Annotated in this window: 13 protein-coding genes; 6 read left to right on the plus strand and 7 right to left on the minus strand. The window is 68.5% G+C overall.

All coding sequences use genetic code 11. The annotated features are described in order from the left end of the window. Positions 1-229 precede the first annotated feature (229 nt). Positions 230-2,326 carry a glycine--tRNA ligase subunit beta gene (gene glyS, locus PV764_RS17060; RefSeq protein ID WP_070426245.1) on the minus strand — a complete coding sequence of 699 codons (2,097 nt, stop codon included), beginning with the start codon at positions 2,324-2,326 and terminating at the stop codon, positions 230-232. Then, a complete protein-coding gene (gene glyQ, locus PV764_RS17065; RefSeq protein ID WP_070426246.1) occupies positions 2,323-3,234 on the minus strand; it encodes a glycine--tRNA ligase subunit alpha in 912 nt (303 codons plus the stop codon). Before glyQ ends, glyS begins: the two co-directional genes overlap by 4 nt. Before the next feature lie 82 nt (positions 3,235-3,316). On the opposite strand from glyQ, the gene PV764_RS17070 reads away from it, so the two are divergent. The 3 genes from PV764_RS17070 (at position 3,317) to PV764_RS17080 (ending at position 6,882) form a co-directional block, all read left to right on the plus strand. Then, positions 3,317-5,155 carry a GspE/PulE family protein gene (locus PV764_RS17070; protein ID WP_046272963.1) on the plus strand — a complete coding sequence of 613 codons (1,839 nt, stop codon included), beginning with the start codon at positions 3,317-3,319 and terminating at the stop codon, positions 5,153-5,155. Further along, entirely contained in the window at positions 5,127-5,846 is a 720-nt protein-coding gene (locus PV764_RS17075) for a glutamine amidotransferase (RefSeq protein WP_019185590.1), read from the plus strand. Before PV764_RS17070 ends, PV764_RS17075 begins: the two co-directional genes overlap by 29 nt. Before the next feature lie 136 nt (positions 5,847-5,982). After that, positions 5,983-6,882, plus strand: a complete 900-nt coding sequence (locus tag PV764_RS17080) for a BPSS1780 family membrane protein (RefSeq protein WP_266083394.1) — start codon at positions 5,983-5,985, stop codon at positions 6,880-6,882. 43 nt (positions 6,883-6,925) lie between these two features. On the opposite strand, the gene tatC is transcribed toward PV764_RS17080, so the two are convergent. The 4 genes from tatC to PV764_RS17100 all read right to left on the minus strand — a co-directional run bounded on the left by tatC (position 6,926) and on the right by PV764_RS17100 (position 9,429). Further along, positions 6,926-7,675 carry a twin-arginine translocase subunit TatC gene (tatC, locus tag PV764_RS17085; protein WP_019185588.1) on the minus strand — a complete coding sequence of 250 codons (750 nt, stop codon included), beginning with the start codon at positions 7,673-7,675 and terminating at the stop codon, positions 6,926-6,928. Further along, positions 7,672-8,214 (minus strand): Sec-independent protein translocase protein TatB, encoded by a 543-nt coding sequence (tatB, locus tag PV764_RS17090; RefSeq protein ID WP_399620392.1) that lies wholly within the window; start codon positions 8,212-8,214, stop codon positions 7,672-7,674. Before tatB ends, tatC begins: the two co-directional genes overlap by 4 nt. A gap of 15 nt (positions 8,215-8,229) precedes the next feature. After that, a complete protein-coding gene (gene tatA, locus PV764_RS17095) occupies positions 8,230-8,457 on the minus strand; it encodes a Sec-independent protein translocase subunit TatA (protein WP_019185586.1) in 228 nt (75 codons plus the stop codon). A 75-nt stretch (positions 8,458-8,532) separates the two neighbouring features. Then, a complete protein-coding gene (locus PV764_RS17100) occupies positions 8,533-9,429 on the minus strand; it encodes a lipid-binding SYLF domain-containing protein (RefSeq protein ID WP_019185585.1) in 897 nt (298 codons plus the stop codon). Between the two features lie 187 nt (positions 9,430-9,616). Between PV764_RS17100 and hemH the strand changes: the two genes are divergently transcribed. The 3 genes from hemH to PV764_RS17115 all read left to right on the plus strand — a co-directional run bounded on the left by hemH (position 9,617) and on the right by PV764_RS17115 (position 13,521). Then, positions 9,617-10,579, plus strand: coding sequence for a ferrochelatase (gene hemH, locus PV764_RS17105; RefSeq protein WP_019185584.1), 963 nt, complete (start codon positions 9,617-9,619; stop codon positions 10,577-10,579). After that, a complete protein-coding gene (locus PV764_RS17110) occupies positions 10,576-11,424 on the plus strand; it encodes an alpha/beta fold hydrolase (protein ID WP_421117147.1) in 849 nt (282 codons plus the stop codon). The genes hemH and PV764_RS17110 overlap by 4 nt, the downstream gene beginning before the upstream one ends. Positions 11,425-11,784: 360 nt before the next feature. After that, positions 11,785-13,521: a methyl-accepting chemotaxis protein gene (locus PV764_RS17115; protein ID WP_284128612.1), complete on the plus strand. Its 1,737-nt coding sequence runs from the start codon at positions 11,785-11,787 to the stop codon at positions 13,519-13,521. Here the strand turns inward: PV764_RS17115 and PV764_RS17120 are convergent. Further along, positions 13,497-14,084, minus strand: coding sequence for an NAD(P)-dependent oxidoreductase (locus PV764_RS17120; RefSeq protein WP_421117148.1), 588 nt, complete (start codon positions 14,082-14,084; stop codon positions 13,497-13,499). The two genes, PV764_RS17115 and PV764_RS17120, sit on opposite strands and share 25 nt — an antisense overlap. Positions 14,085-14,463 lie beyond the last annotated feature (379 nt).

Genomic DNA, 14,463 nt, shown 5'->3' on the forward strand with positions numbered 1-14,463 from the left:
TTTCAGAACGGCGGTGAAGAAGCCGTTAAATTCCGCGAGAACGTCGCCAGCGTCAGGTCGGCCCGGATCGATGATAGCACGGTGTCGGACAGAAGCGTCCGCGACATCGGACGAGGCATCCGGCACGCCGCCTGCGCACGGCATCGCCTCGTCCCACACACGCAGAAGGCGCGAACCGCCGAAGCCGTCGCGCCTTCTGGTGAGCCTCGGGGCGTCCTGCCCCGCAGCGTCAGTTGGACAGGTGTTCGATCGCCGCCACGCTGCCCAGGCGGTCGCCCAGGCGCTTGAGCAGGGCCAGGCGATTGGCCCGCAGCGCCGGGTCCTCGGCATTGACCATCACCGCATCGAAGAACGCATCCACCTGCGGGCGCAGGCGCGCCAACCGGTTCAACACGCTCACGTAGTCCTTCTGGTGCAGGCTGGCGTTGCTGTCATCGATGGCCGCTTCCACCGCTTCGGCCAGTTCGCTCTCGGCCGGCTCGGCCAGCAGCGCCGGGTCGATCATGCCCGGGATCGCGCCCTCGGCCTTGCGCAGGATGTTGCGGATGCGCTTGTTGGCCGCGGCCAGTGCTTCCGCTTCCGGCAGCGCGGCAAAGGTGCCGATGGCATCGATGCGGCGGTCGAAGTCGTACAGCGAGACCGGCTTCAGCTCGGCGACCGCGTTGAAGTGCGTGGCCGGCACGCCCTTGTCGGCGTAATAGCCGCGCAGACGATCGATCACGAAGTCGTACAGCTCCTGCGGCAGCGCCTCGGTCTTGCGCTCGGCACTGGGCTGCACGCCCGCCGGCAGACCGGCGATGGCGGTGGCGACCAGCGCGCGCAGATCCAGATCGAACCCGCTCTCGATCACCGTGCGGGCCAGGCCCAGCGCATTGCGGCGCAGTGCGAACGGATCCTTGTTGCCGGTCGGCTTCAGGCCTGCGGCAAAGCCACCGGCCAGCGTGTCCAGGCGCTCGGCGATGGCCAGCACCTTGCCCAGCGGCGAGAGCGCGATGTCATCGCCACCGAAGCGCGGCTGGTAGGCCTCGTCGATGGCCAGCGCCACCTCCGGCGACTCGCCGCCGACCACGGCGTAATGCCGGCCGGCGATGCCCTGCAGTTCCGGGAACTCGTTGACCATGCGCGACTGCAGGTCGTTCTTGGCCAGCAGCGCCGCGCGCTTGGCCAGCACCGGGTCCACGCCGACCTGCGGCGCGATGGCCTCGGCCAGTGCGGCCACGCGGGCGACCTTGTCGGCCACCGAGCCCAGCTTGGCCTGGTAGGTGACGGTCTTCAGGCCGTCGCCCATGGCGTCCAGGCCCTGCTTCAGATCTTCGTCGAAGAAGAACTTGGCATCGGAGAAACGCGGACGGATCACGCGCTCGTAGCCCTTGGCCACTTCGGCCACGTCCTTGGATTCGATGTTGGCGATGCCGATGAACTTCTCGGTCAGCGTGCCGCCGGCATCGAGCACCGGGAAGAACTTCTGGTTGATCTCCATCGTCTCGATCAGCGCTTCCTGCGGGACCGCCAGGAACTCGCGCTCGAAACTGCACAGCACCGGCGCCGGCCACTCGACCAGGTTGACCACCTGCTCCAGGTTGTCCGGGGTAATGCGCGCCTGGCCGCCGGCCTGCGCGGCCGCCGCGTTGACCTGTTCGACGATGCGCGCGCGGCGCGCGTCGGCATCGACCAGCACGTAGGCGGCCTGCAGCGAGGCGACGTAGTCCTCCGGCGCGCTCAGCCGCACGGTCTTGTCGTGCATGAAGCGATGGCCGCGGCTCATGCGGTCGGCCTTCAGGCCCAGCACCTCGGCCTCGATGATGTCCGGGCCGTGCAGCAGCACCAGCCAATGCACCGGGCGGGCGAAGCCGTAGGTGTGGCTGCCCCAGCGCATCGGCTTGGGAATCGGCATCGCCGCGATCGCCTCGCGCAGGATCTCGGGCAGCAGGGTCGCGGTGCGCGCGCCCGGCGTGGTGGAGCGGTGCACGAAGCGCTCGCCCTTGGCATCGGTGGTGCGCTCCAGCGCGGTCCAGTCGATCCCGGCCTTGGCGGCGAAGCCCTGCAGCGCCTTGGTCGGCTGACCCTCGGCATCCAGCGCGATGTTCAGGTACGGGCCCAGCACTTCGCTGTGCTGTTCCGGCTGCTCAACAGCCACGCCGGGCAGCAGCACGGCCAGGCGGCGCGGGGTCGACAGCGGCTTGGCATCGCCACGTTCGATGGCCACGCCACGCTTGGTCAGGCCGTCGACGATGCCATCGAAGAAGGCCTGGGCCAGGCCCGGCAGCGCCTTGACCGGCAATTCTTCGGTACCCAGTTCAATCAGCAGCGGCTGCATCGTGCTCATGCCTGCACCTCCTTGGCGGCGACGGCTTCCAGGCGCTTGGCCTCGTACAGCCTGGCCACGGCCTGGGCCAGCGCGCGCACGCGCAGGATGTAGCGCTGGCGCTCGGTCACGCTGATCGCGCGGCGCGCATCCAGCAGGTTGAAGGCATGGCTCGCCTTGCAGACCTGCTCATAGGCCGGCAGCGGCAGGCCGACATCGACCAGCTTCTGCGCCTCTTTTTCGCAGGCATCGAAGCGATGGAACATTTCATCCACATCGGCGTATTCGAAGTTGTAGGTGCTCTGCTCGATCTCGTTCTGCAGGTACACATCGCCGTAGGTGACCGGGGTGCCATCCGGACCGTAGGTCCAGATCAGGTCATAGACGTTGTCGCAGTTCTGCAGGTACATGCACAGGCGCTCCAGACCGTAGGTGATCTCGCCCAGCACCGGCTTGCACTCCAGGCCACCGGCCTGCTGGAAGTAGGTGAACTGGGTGACTTCCATCCCGTTCAACCACACTTCCCAGCCCAGGCCCCAGGCACCGAGGGTCGGCGATTCCCAGTTGTCCTCGACGAAGCGCAGGTCGTGCACCAGCGGGTCGATACCCAGCGCCTTGAGTGAATCCAGATACAGCTGCTGGATGTTGTCCGGGCTCGGCTTCATCGCCACCTGGTACTGGTAGTAGCGCTGGAGGCGGTTGGGGTTCTCGCCGTAGCGGCCGTCGGTCGGGCGGCGCGAAGGCTGCACGTACGCGGCGTTCCAGCTTTCCGGACCGATCGAGCGCAGGAAGGTGGCCGGGTGGAACGTACCGGCACCGACCTCCAGGTCCAGCGGCTGGATCAGCACGCAGCCCTGCTGCGCCCAATACTGGTTGAGGGTCTGGATCAGGCCCTGGAAAGTGATCGGAACGCTCTTCGTGACGGACATGCGGCGGATTCTTGCCTGCAGGAGGGGTGCGCTAGTATAGCGACCGACCGCACGGGCCTTCCGTGCCTTGGGGAATTGGAGGATGGATCCACGCCTGCCCGCGGCCATTGCCCGTGTTCCTGCGCCGGCCGTGCCCCTGCCGCACGGCCGCCTGGACTTCGACCAGGTCGCTGCAGCACTGGTCGCCGATGGCCTGGTCGCCCCTGCCGATCTGGAGCGGATCCGCTTCTCCGCCCCGGGCGCACGCAATGCCAGCGAGGTCCATCCACTGGTTCTGCTGGCCAACCTGAAGCTGGGCGCCAGCGGCGGCGGTGAACTCGGCCTGGAGCGCCTCAGCGAATGGCTGGCCCAGCGCGCGGGCGTGCGCTACCTGCGGGTGGACCCGACCCGGGTCGACGTCTCGGCGGTCACCGCCCTGGTCTCCCATGCCTATGCCCGCCGCCACCGCTTCCTGCCGCTGGCCGTGGACAGCGAGCGCGTGCTGGTCGCCACCAGCGAACCGCTGGCCCAGGAGTGGCTGCGCGACCTGCAGCACCTGAGCCGCCGCCGGATCGAGCTGGCGATGGTCAATCCGCTGGATCTGCACCGCTACACCATGGAGTTCTACGGGGTGACGCGCTCGGTACGCGGCGCCCGCGGCGATGTCCGGGGCGAGGCCAGCAGCACCCTGCCCAGCTTCGAGCAGCTGGTCGAGCTGGGCCGGGCCGGCGACGTCAACGCCGACGACCAGCACATCGTGCACATCGTGGATTGGCTGCTGCAGTACGCCTATGAGCAGCGCGCCTCGGACATCCACCTGGAGCCGCGCCGCGACATGGGCCGCATGCGCTTCCGCATCGATGGGGTGCTGCACAAGGTGTTCGAGGTGCCGCCGGCCGTGATGACCGCCGTGGTCAGCCGCATCAAGGTGCTGGGCCGGATGGACCTGGCCGAGCGTCGCCGCCCGCAGGATGGCCGCATCAAGACCCGTTCGCCGGGCGGGCGCGAAGTGGAAATGCGCCTGTCGACCATGCCCACCGCGTTCGGCGAAAAGTGCGTGATGCGCATCTTCGACCCGGATGCGGCGTTCAAGAGCATCGACCAGCTGGGTTTCAGCCCGCAGGAAGCGGCTGGCTGGAGCGCCCTGGTCGAGCGCCCGCACGGCATCGTGCTGGTCACCGGGCCGACCGGCTCGGGCAAGACCACCACCCTGTATTCCACGCTGAAGCGGCTGGCCACACCGGACGTGAATGTCTGCACGGTGGAAGACCCGATCGAAATGATCGCGCCGGAATTCAACCAGATGCAGGTGCAGACCAACATCGATCTGGACTTCGCCAGCGGCGTGCGCACCCTGCTGCGGCAGGACCCGGACATCATCATGATCGGCGAGATCCGCGACCTGGAGACCGCGCAGATGGCGGTGCAGGCCTCGCTGACCGGCCACCTGGTGCTGTCCACCCTGCACACCAACGATGCGCCCTCCGCGATCACCCGCCTGCTGGACCTGGGGGTGCCGCACTACCTGCTCGCCTCCACCCTCAACGGGGTATTGGCCCAGCGCCTGGTGCGCACCCTGTGCACCCACTGCAAGGTGCCCACGGTGCTCTCGGCCGAGCAATGGGCGGTGTTGGCTGATGCCGATGCGGCATTACCTGAGGCACCCACGCCATATGCACCGGTCGGCTGCATCGACTGCCGGCGCACCGGTTTTCTTGGCCGCGTGGGCCTGTATGAGTTGCTGCCATTGGGTTCCAGCCTGCGCCGGCACATCCGCGCAGACATGGATCTGGCCGCCTTCAACCGTGCCGCACGTGCTGAAGGGGTACGAACCCTGCGCCGCGCAGGGCTTGAAAAGGTAGCGGCAGGGCTGACTACAATCGAGGAAGTCCTCTCGGTCCTGCCTCCCCCGGATGAATTCCGCCCCGTTCCTGATTCTTGAAACCGGCCAACCCGTCGCCTCGCTGCGCCGCTACGGGCGGTTTTCGCACTGGATCCGGGTCGCGGCCGGGCTCGACGCCGACGAGACCGTGGTGGTCGATGTCGAGCACGGCGGCACCCTGCCCAGCCACCGCGATTTCGCCGGCGTGATCGTCAGCGGCTCGGCCGCCTATGTCACCGACCGCGCCGACTGGAGCGAGCGCAGCGCGCAATGGCTGCGCGATGCCGCCCACGACGACCGCCCGGTGTTCGGCATCTGCTACGGCCACCAGCTGCTGGCCCACGCGCTGGGCGGCGAAGTCGCCTACAACCCGGCGGGCCGCGAATCGGGCACGATCGAGCTGGCGCTGGATCCGTCAGCGATCGACGATCCGCTGTTCAGTGGCCTGCCCGCGCGCTTCCCGGCGCACGCCACCCACCTGCAGACGGTCCTGCGCGCCCCCGAGGGCGCGGCGATCCTGGCGCGCTCGGCGCAGGACAACTGCCACGCCTTCCGCTGGGGCGCGCATGCCTGGGGCGTGCAGTTCCACCCCGAGTTCGCCACCCACCACATGCGCGGCTATGTCCGCGCCCGCGCCGAGTGCATCCGCCAGCACGGCGGCTGCGCGCGCCGCGTCGCCCGCGAGGTCAGCGCCGCGCCGCTGGCCCGCCAACTGCTGCGCCGTTTCGTCCGCCAAGCGCGCAACGCCTGAGGCGAGCACCGGCAAGGCACCGGGCGCAACGCAGCGTCCGCGCCGCGCTGGGCGGCCTTCAGGTCACGCGCCGGGAAAACAGGGATAATCGACCGCAATCGGGCGTTCGCGCCTCCTCCCCTGTCCCCGGAATGTTATGAGCGAGATTCGCAAGCTGCCGGCCTCCGCCGGCGCGGAATGGCTGGTGTCGGGTTTCACCCTGCTGCGCAAGGCGCCGCTGGCGCTGGGCCTGCTCGGCGTGATCTGGGCCGTGGCCGCGTTGCTGGTGATGTCGCTGGCGATGGTGAGCCCGGCGCTGAGCACGCTGGCGCAGCTGTTGATGGCACTGGCCGGCCCGCTGTTCTTCGGCGGCCTGGTCTGGGCCGTGCGCGAAGTCGACCAGGGCCGCGTGGCGCAGCCTGCGCACCTGCTGCAGGGCCTGCATGAAGGCCGCGCCCTGAACCTGCTCGCCTCGCTGCTGCCGCAGCTGGTGGCCGGCCTGTTCCTGGGCGTGCTGCTGCTGGTGCTGATCGGCAGCAGCGGCCTGCAGCACCTCAGCGAGGTGATGGTCCAGCTCAACACGATCAGCCAGTCCGGCGCGCAGCCGGACCCGGCCCAGATCGAAGAACTGATGGCGAGCCTGCCGGCGATGCGCATCCTGCTGTGGCTGGCGCTGGTGGTGGTCACCTTCCTGGCCATGGCGCTGGCGCTGTTCACCCTGCCGCCGCAGGTGATGTTCGAGCACCGCAACGGTCTGCAGGCGATGCGCCTGAGCCTGCGCGCCTGCCTGCACAACGTGCTGGCGATGCTGGTGTTCTTCCTGCTCGCCTTCGTGGCGGTGTTTGCGATCTACTTCGGCGTGATGCTGGTGGCCCTGATCGCGCAGCTGATCGGCGGCACCATGCTCGCCCTGTTCGTCGCGCAGCTGCTGCTGATGGGCGTGGTGATGCCGGTGTTCGCCGGTGCCATCTACACGGCGTGGAAGCAGATGTTCGGCCAGCAGGGGCCGCAGACCCCGCCGCCGATGCCCGGCCCGAACAACGTGTTCGCCGCCTGATCAACACAAAACCCCGGCCAAGGCCGGGGTTTTTGTTTGTGCGTCACTCCGGCTGTGCTTTCCCACCGGGGCGTGGCACCAGCCAGCGTGCCGCATGGATGCCCAGTTCGTAGAGCAGGCACATCGGAATGGCCAGCATCAGCTGCGAGACCACGTCCGGCGGCGTCAGCACCGCGGCCAGCACGAAGATGCCGACGATCGCGTAGCCGCGGCCTTCCTTGAACTGCTGCGGCGTGATCCAGCCCAGCAGCACCAGGATCACCATCGCCACCGGCAGCTCGAAACTGGTGCCGAAGGCGAAGAAGATCGCCAGCACGAAATCCAGGTAAGCCGTTGCGTCCGGAGTGATCGCGATCACCTCCGGGCGGAACGTGGTCAGGAAGTGGAACACCGCCGGCAGCACCAGGAAGTACGCGAACGCGCAGCCCAGATAGAACAGCAGGACCGACGAGGCCAGCAACGGCACGGCCAGGCGCTTCTCGCGGGCATACAGGCCCGGTGCCACGAACGACCACAGCTGGAACAGCAGCCACGGCACGGCGATGAACACCGCCACGAAGAAGGTCAGCTTCAACGGCGCGAAGAAGGCACCCGCCGGATTGGTCGCGATCATCGTCTGCCCGTTCGGCAGCTGCGAGATCAGCGGCTCGGCGACCATCGTGTAGATCTGACGCGAGAACGGCATCAGCCCCAGCAGCACCACGCCCAGGCCGATCAACGCGCGCACAAGGCGCGCACGCAGTTCAATCAGGTGTTCAACCAGCGAGCTCTCGCTGCTTTCATGCTCGCTCATCGCGGTGCCTCGTCGTTCGGCGGCGTGCGCGTGGGCGCAGGCGCCGCGGTATCCGTCGATGGCGGCAGCGGTGCCGACACGTCCGCACGGGGCGCACTGCCATCGATCCCGGGCGGGGCCATCGCATCGCGCGGCGGCTCGACCTCATCGGTCGCCACCGCATGCTGGGCCACGCTGGCCGGAGAACCTGGCGCCGGGCCGGTCATCACCGGCGCGTCGTCCGCGGCGGCGGCAACACCCTCGCCGTGACGCGCCACGTCCTGGCGCATCTGCTCGGCCTCGCGGCGCACCGCTTCGCCGCTGGCGCGCAGCTGCGACTCGGTATCGCGTACCGAAGACTTCACATCATCGAACTGGCGCTTGATCTCTTCGGCATGCAGCTCGCGCTCAAGCTCCTGCTTCACCGAATCCCACTGGTTGCGGGCACGGCGTACCCACAACCCGGCGAAGCGGGCCGCCTTGGGCAGCCGCTCGGGGCCGAGCACGACCAGGGCCACCACCGCGATGACCAGCAGTTCACTGAAACCGATATCGAACACGCCAAGCCGCCCGGATCAGCGCGGGTCGCGGTCGTGCTCGGTCTGCGACGTCGTCGTCGAGTCCTGCGGACGCGAGCTGTCGCTGAGCTGCGCGTTCGGCTTGTCCTCGTCGCGCATGCCCTTCTTGAATTCCTTGACGGCGCTGCCAAGGTCCTTGGCGCCGCTGGTCAGTTTCTTGGTGCCGAACACCAGCAGAACGATGACCAGCACGACCAACCAATGCCAGATGCTGAAACTGCCCATGAGCCGCTCGCGTTACGTAGTGATCAGACGGTTGAGCATAGCGCACCGGCGGTAAGCCGGCGCGCGTGACAAAAGTCAGTTGCCGTCCAGCGATTCGGTACGGACTTCACCGTCACCGACCGGCTGGAAGCCCTGCTGCGGGGCCGGCTGTGCCGGCACGGACTGCAGCGGGGCGGTGGTCGCGCCCGCAGCGGCCGGGGCCGGTGCCTGTTCAGGTCGAACCGGCACGGTGGCCGCGCGCGGCGCCGGGGCGGGGGCCGGGGCACTGCCTGCGGTCCCGCGCTTTTCACGGGCGGTGTAGGTGGCTTCTTCCAGACGGTCACGGAAGGCGACCACATCCACCGACGGCGGCTCGCCGACGCGGCCTTCGAAGACCATGCGCGGCGTGGTGTTGCTGCCGTAGGCATCCAGGTTGGCGGCATCGTCGATCTGCAGCACGGCGCCATCCAGCGCCACACCGGCGAACAGCCCGCGGGCGCGCGACCAGGACCAGATTTCGGCCTTCAACTGGCCATCGGTGGCGGCCGCGGCGTTGCGGCCGACCGGACCGGCGGCGACACCGGCATCGGCACCCAGGGTGAATTTGCCGTTGACGAGATTGTCCAGGCTGCGGTCATTGCGGAACACCAGCACCACGTCGGAGGACTGCACACCGGCCTGGAAGCCGATGCTGCCGCCGGTGAGCTTCACGAACACCGGGTTGGACCAGCTGCCGTCGGGCGTCTTGACCGACATCAGGCCGTGGCCGCGACGGCCACCGATCACCAGGCCGGCTTTGATGGTGTCAGGGATGACGACGACCGCGCGACCTTCGTCGAGCAGCTTGTCGGGAATCCCCTGCTCGGGGATGCCCTGGATTTCATTCAGGACGCGCACGGCATTGCGGGCGCGCTGGTCCTCCTGTGGCCCGGCCATGGCCTGGGTCGACAGCAGGCTGGCGGTGATCAGCAGTACAAGGCTGAGGCGGCGCATGGGTGGGCTCCAGAAAGTCGATTCATACAAGATAGCGGCACGTTCGACCGGGGTCGATACGCTTCTGGACGTTAGAAGCCCGGCGATGAATCGGCAATGAGTATTCCGGGCTATCGATATGCCTGCTGGATCGTGTTCATCATCCAAATCCATCCCGCCAATCGCGCAGACCTGCGAGAATGGCGACATGCTCGACGCACCCGACACCGCCGTGCTGGCGGTCAATCTAGGCACGCCCGAGACGCCAACCGCCCCGGCGGTGCGTCGCTACCTGGCTGAGTTCCTCAGCGATCCGCGCGTGGTCGCGATTCCGCCACTGTTCTGGAAACCCTTGCTGTACGGGCTGATCCTGCCATTGCGCAGTGGTCGATCGGCCGCCAAGTACGCCCAGGTCTGGCTGCCGGACGGCTCCCCGCTGATGGTTTACACCCGCCGGCTGGCCGAGGCCATGCAGGGCCTCATGCCGGACCTGCGGGTGCGTCATGCGATGCGCTACGGCGCGCCGGCGCTGCCGGCCGAGCTGGATCGGCTGGCCGCCGAGGGCATCAAGCGGATCGTGGTGCTGCCGCTGTATCCCCAGTATTCGACCACCACCACCGCCTCCATCGAGGACCAGGTGCGCCAGTGGCAGCCGGCACATCCCGGCGTCACCGTGACCCTGGTGCGCGATTACGCGGTCGATCCGGACTGGGTCGCCGCCGTCGCCGGCAGCATCCGCCAGTGGTGGGAGCACCACGGACGCGGCGAGAAGCTGGTGTTCTCTTTCCATGGCATCCCGCAGCGCCTGGCCGATGCCGGCGATCCGTATCCGCAACGCTGCGAGGCCAGTGCGCGGGCGATCGCGCAGGCCCTGGAGCTGACCGACGATGCCTGGCAGTTGACCTACCAGTCGCGGTTCGGCCGCGAGAAGTGGCTGCAGCCCTATGCCGAGCCCACCCTGTGGGCAATGGCGGACAGCGGCGTGCGCAGCATGGACGTGGTCTGCCCTGGCTTTGCCACGGACTGCCTGGAAACGCTGGAGGAAGTGGCGATGGGCTTTACCGAAACCGTGGCCCAGCGCGGCGCGACCATGCGCTACATCCCCTGCCTCAACGATGCGCAGGCGCATGCACTGGCGCTGTCGCGACTGAGCATCGCGGCGCTGGCATGACCCTGCAGCCGTTCTCCCTGGCGGTTGCCGGCACCACCGTGGCCGGCCTGCGGTCGCCTGTGAGCGGTGGCCTGCGTGTGCTGGCGCTGCACGGCTGGCTCGACAACGCGGCCAGCTTCGTGCCGTTGGCCGCGCAGCTGCCCGGGCTGGAGCTGGTGGCGATCGATCTGCCCGGGCACGGCCACAGCGCGCATCTGCCGCCCGGCACGCAATACAACACACCCGGTGCGATCTGCCATGTCCTTGAGGTCGCCGATGCGCTGGGCTGGGATCGCTTCGTGCTGCTCGGCCATTCGATGGGCGCGGGCATCGCCAGCCTCACCGCGGCAGCCGCACCGGAGCGCGTGGAGCGCCTGATCGCGATCGAGGCGCTCGGCGGCCTGCGCGGTCCGGAGAATGAGACAGCACAGCGTCTTCGCGAACACGTGCGCGCCGCGCGTGCACTGTCCACCCGCAGGCTGCGTGTGTTCCCCGATCTGGCTGCGCCGATCCGCGCCCGCATGATGGCCAACCAGCTCAGCGAGCCGTGCGCGCGCCTGCTGGTCGAACGTGGCGTCAAACCGGTCGAGGGCGGGTACAGCTGGTGCAGCGATCAACGCCTGATGCTGCCCACCGCGATGCGCCTGAGTGAGGCGCAGATCGACGACCTGCTCGCCGCGATCGAGTGCCCGACCCAGGTGATCTACGCCACGCCGGCGCAGCCGTATTACCCCGAGCCGCTGCGCAGCCAGCGCATCGGCCTGTTGCGCGAAGGCCGCCTGGCCGTGTTCCCGGGCACCCATCACCTGCACATGGAGCACCCGCAGGGGGTGGCCGAGGTGATCCAGGGCTTCCTCGCCGGGTAAGCCCTGCACGGTGCGACACACGGTCGCACTCAACTTATCCCGGCAGCGACCGATACCGAGGGTGCAGGCGATTTTCTCGACTGCACTGTCGTCGCTTGCTCCGCCGTTGCGAAGCCGCGCATCACCCAGGCTTCCAGGGAACGTCGTCGCAATGCCGGATTGGCCGTGCCATCGCCCACAGGACCGGGCCATGCCGGCGGTGATCGCCACCGCCGACGCGGCGTTCGCTGTGTGCCCCCTACGCGCCTCCCTGCTTCCTTTCGCTGCTGCGCCCATCGGGATCGCCGGTGAGGGGTGCGGCACCCGCCTGTGCGCGCGAGCGCCGCAGGATTTCTGCTTTCTGTTGATTCTGGAGCCGCCATGTCCGCCCTTCCCGTTGCCTCGACCCGCCCACCCGATCTGCTGCGCACGCGCACGGCCCGACCGTTCGCGGACGCGGCCTGTCTGATCACCTCAGGGCTGCTGATCGTCGCCGCCGTGATCGCTGCGGTCTGGCAGCGGCAGCCCTGGGCGCTGCTTCCGGTCGCGATCGCGGGGCTGCTGCTGGGCCTGGTGGCGCTGCGTGTGAGGCAGCAGGGTCATGCCCTGCGGCAGGCAGAGACGCGAGCGCTTTCGCTGGCCGCAGAGGCGGCGCGCGCGCAGGCGCGCGACAGCGTCGACCACGCCCACGATGCCCAGGTGCGGCAGGCGCTGGATGTCTCCCGCACGGCGATGATGATTGCCGACAACGACCACGTGATCCGCTACGTCAACCAGTCGGTGGTGACGCTGCTGCGCAACCAGCAGGCCAGTCTGCGCGAGGCCTTCCCCGATTTCGACGCCGAGCGCCTGGTCGGCAGCAGCATCCACCGTTTCCATGCCAACCCGGACCGGATCCGCGGCATCCTCAACACCCTGATGGCCACCCATCATGGCCGCGTGCGGATCGGCCCGGTGCATTTCGCCCAAGTAGTGACGCCGGTGTTCGATGCGCAGGGCCAGCGGCAGGGCTTCGCGGTGGAGTGGCATGACCGTACCCACGAGCTGTTGCTGGAGAACGCCGTGGCCGACATCGTCGAGGCGGCCAGCAAGGGCGACCTCGATCGTCGCCTGCAGGCCACCGACGGCGGCGCCGGCTTCCTCAATGGCCTGACCGGCGGCATCAACCAGTTGCTGGACAGTGTTGGTGGTACGGTCGGCGAGATCCGCCGCATGCTTTCCGCGCTGGCCGACGGCGACCTGGACCAGCGCATGCGCGGCGACTTCCACGGCTCGTTCCAAGCCATGCAACGCGATGCCAACGCGACCGCCGAACAGTTGACCGCGATGGTCGAGCGGATCAAGCGGTGCACCGGCTCCATCTCGCTGGCCGCCAGTGAGATCGCCAGCGGCAACGATGACCTCTCCGAGCGCACCGAACGCCAGGCCGCACATCTGGAGGAAACCGCCGCCTCGATGGAAGAGCTGACCTCGACCGTCCGCCAGAACGCCGAGCATGCGCGCCAGGCCAGCGCGCTGGCCCACGGCGCACATGACGTCGCCACGCGCGGCAGCCAGGTGGTGGGCCAGGTGGTGACCACCATGGACGCCATCCAGAGCGCCTCCCACCGGATCGGCGACATCATCCGGGTGATCGACGGCATCGCCTTCCAGACCAACATCCTGGCACTCAACGCGGCGGTGGAAGCCGCGCGCGCCGGCGAGCAGGGCCGGGGCTTCGCCGTGGTCGCCAGCGAAGTGCGCAGCCTGGCGCAGCGATCGGCCGAAGCGGCCAAGGAGATCAAGGGCCTGATCGAGGCCTCCGTGGAGCAGGTCGCCGAGGGCGCCCGTCTGGTCCAGGACGCCGGACAGACCATGGGCGAGATCGTGACCCGCGTCGCCAGTGTCAGCGGCATCATGGCCGAGATCTCTTCTGCGTCGCAGGAGCAGGCGGCCGGCATCGACCAGGTCAACCAGACCGTGGCGCAGATGGACGATGCCACCCAGCAGAACGCGGCGCTGGTCGAGGAAGCCAGTGCAGCGGCGCGGTTGCTGGAAGCGCAGGCAGCCGACCTGACCCAGGCGGTCGCGGTGTTCCGCCATCAGGAACAGGCCTACCGCGCAGCCGCAGTGGCCTGATCGGCGTCAGTCCAGCACGCGCCGCGGCGCGTCCTGCAGTCAGGCGGCGATGCCTTCGACCGCCTGGCTGAAGGCATCGCGATCGTTGCGCTCGGTGGCGTCGCCCAGATGCGGCGTCGCCAGTACGTTTCGCTGGAGAACGGCGTCTGCTTCGATGCCGCGAGGTTCACGCCGGCGGCCTCTGCATGGCCGGCATCCAGGCTCGGACGCCACGCACTGACCTGCATGCCGACTGCCGGGCCGATCCGCAAGACGCGCTGGCGGATCCCGCCCAGTCCGGGCAGCCCCAGGCGTGCGCCGTGCAGATCACGACCGACGCTCTGCTGCCACGGTCCTTGCTCACGCAGCGCGTTCGCCTGCGGCACCAGTTGCCGCATCACCGACAGGATCAGCACCCAGGTCAGTTCCACGGCCGGTTCGGGATGGCTGTCGGTTCCGCACACGGCCAGGCCTTGCGCCTTCGCGGCGGCGACATCGATCGCGGCATTGCGCATGCCGCTGGGGATCAGCAGGCGCAGGTGGGGCAGCATGGCCAACAGCACGGCGGTGCTCGGCGTGCGCATGCGCATCACCCCCCGTGTCCCGGCATCCTGCGAGTGCGGTCACCAGCGCATCCCCGGTGTGGGGCGTCGTCGGCGTACGTATCTGCACCGCATCGCCGAGCCGGTACCAATCGGCGGACGAGATTGCCACGCCCGGGTAGTCGTCGAGAATCACGCAGGTCAGCGGCGTGGAGTTGTCCGTCATCAGCAGCCATGACGATACGTCTGCATGGCGGCGTGCTTTACAGACAGCTGCGCCAGACACCGGCGAGGCGTGCCTGCGTTGCCGGAAGGCGGCGGAGCCAGGCGCTGAATCGCGGACAAAAAGAAAACCCCGCTGCGTGAGCAGCGGGGTTTTCGGGTAAAAACCCTGGCGATGACCTACTCTCGCATGGCTTAG

The organism is Stenotrophomonas sp. AS1, assembly GCF_048957655.1.
GTDB classification, from domain to species: domain Bacteria; phylum Pseudomonadota; class Gammaproteobacteria; order Xanthomonadales; family Xanthomonadaceae; genus Stenotrophomonas; species Stenotrophomonas bentonitica_A.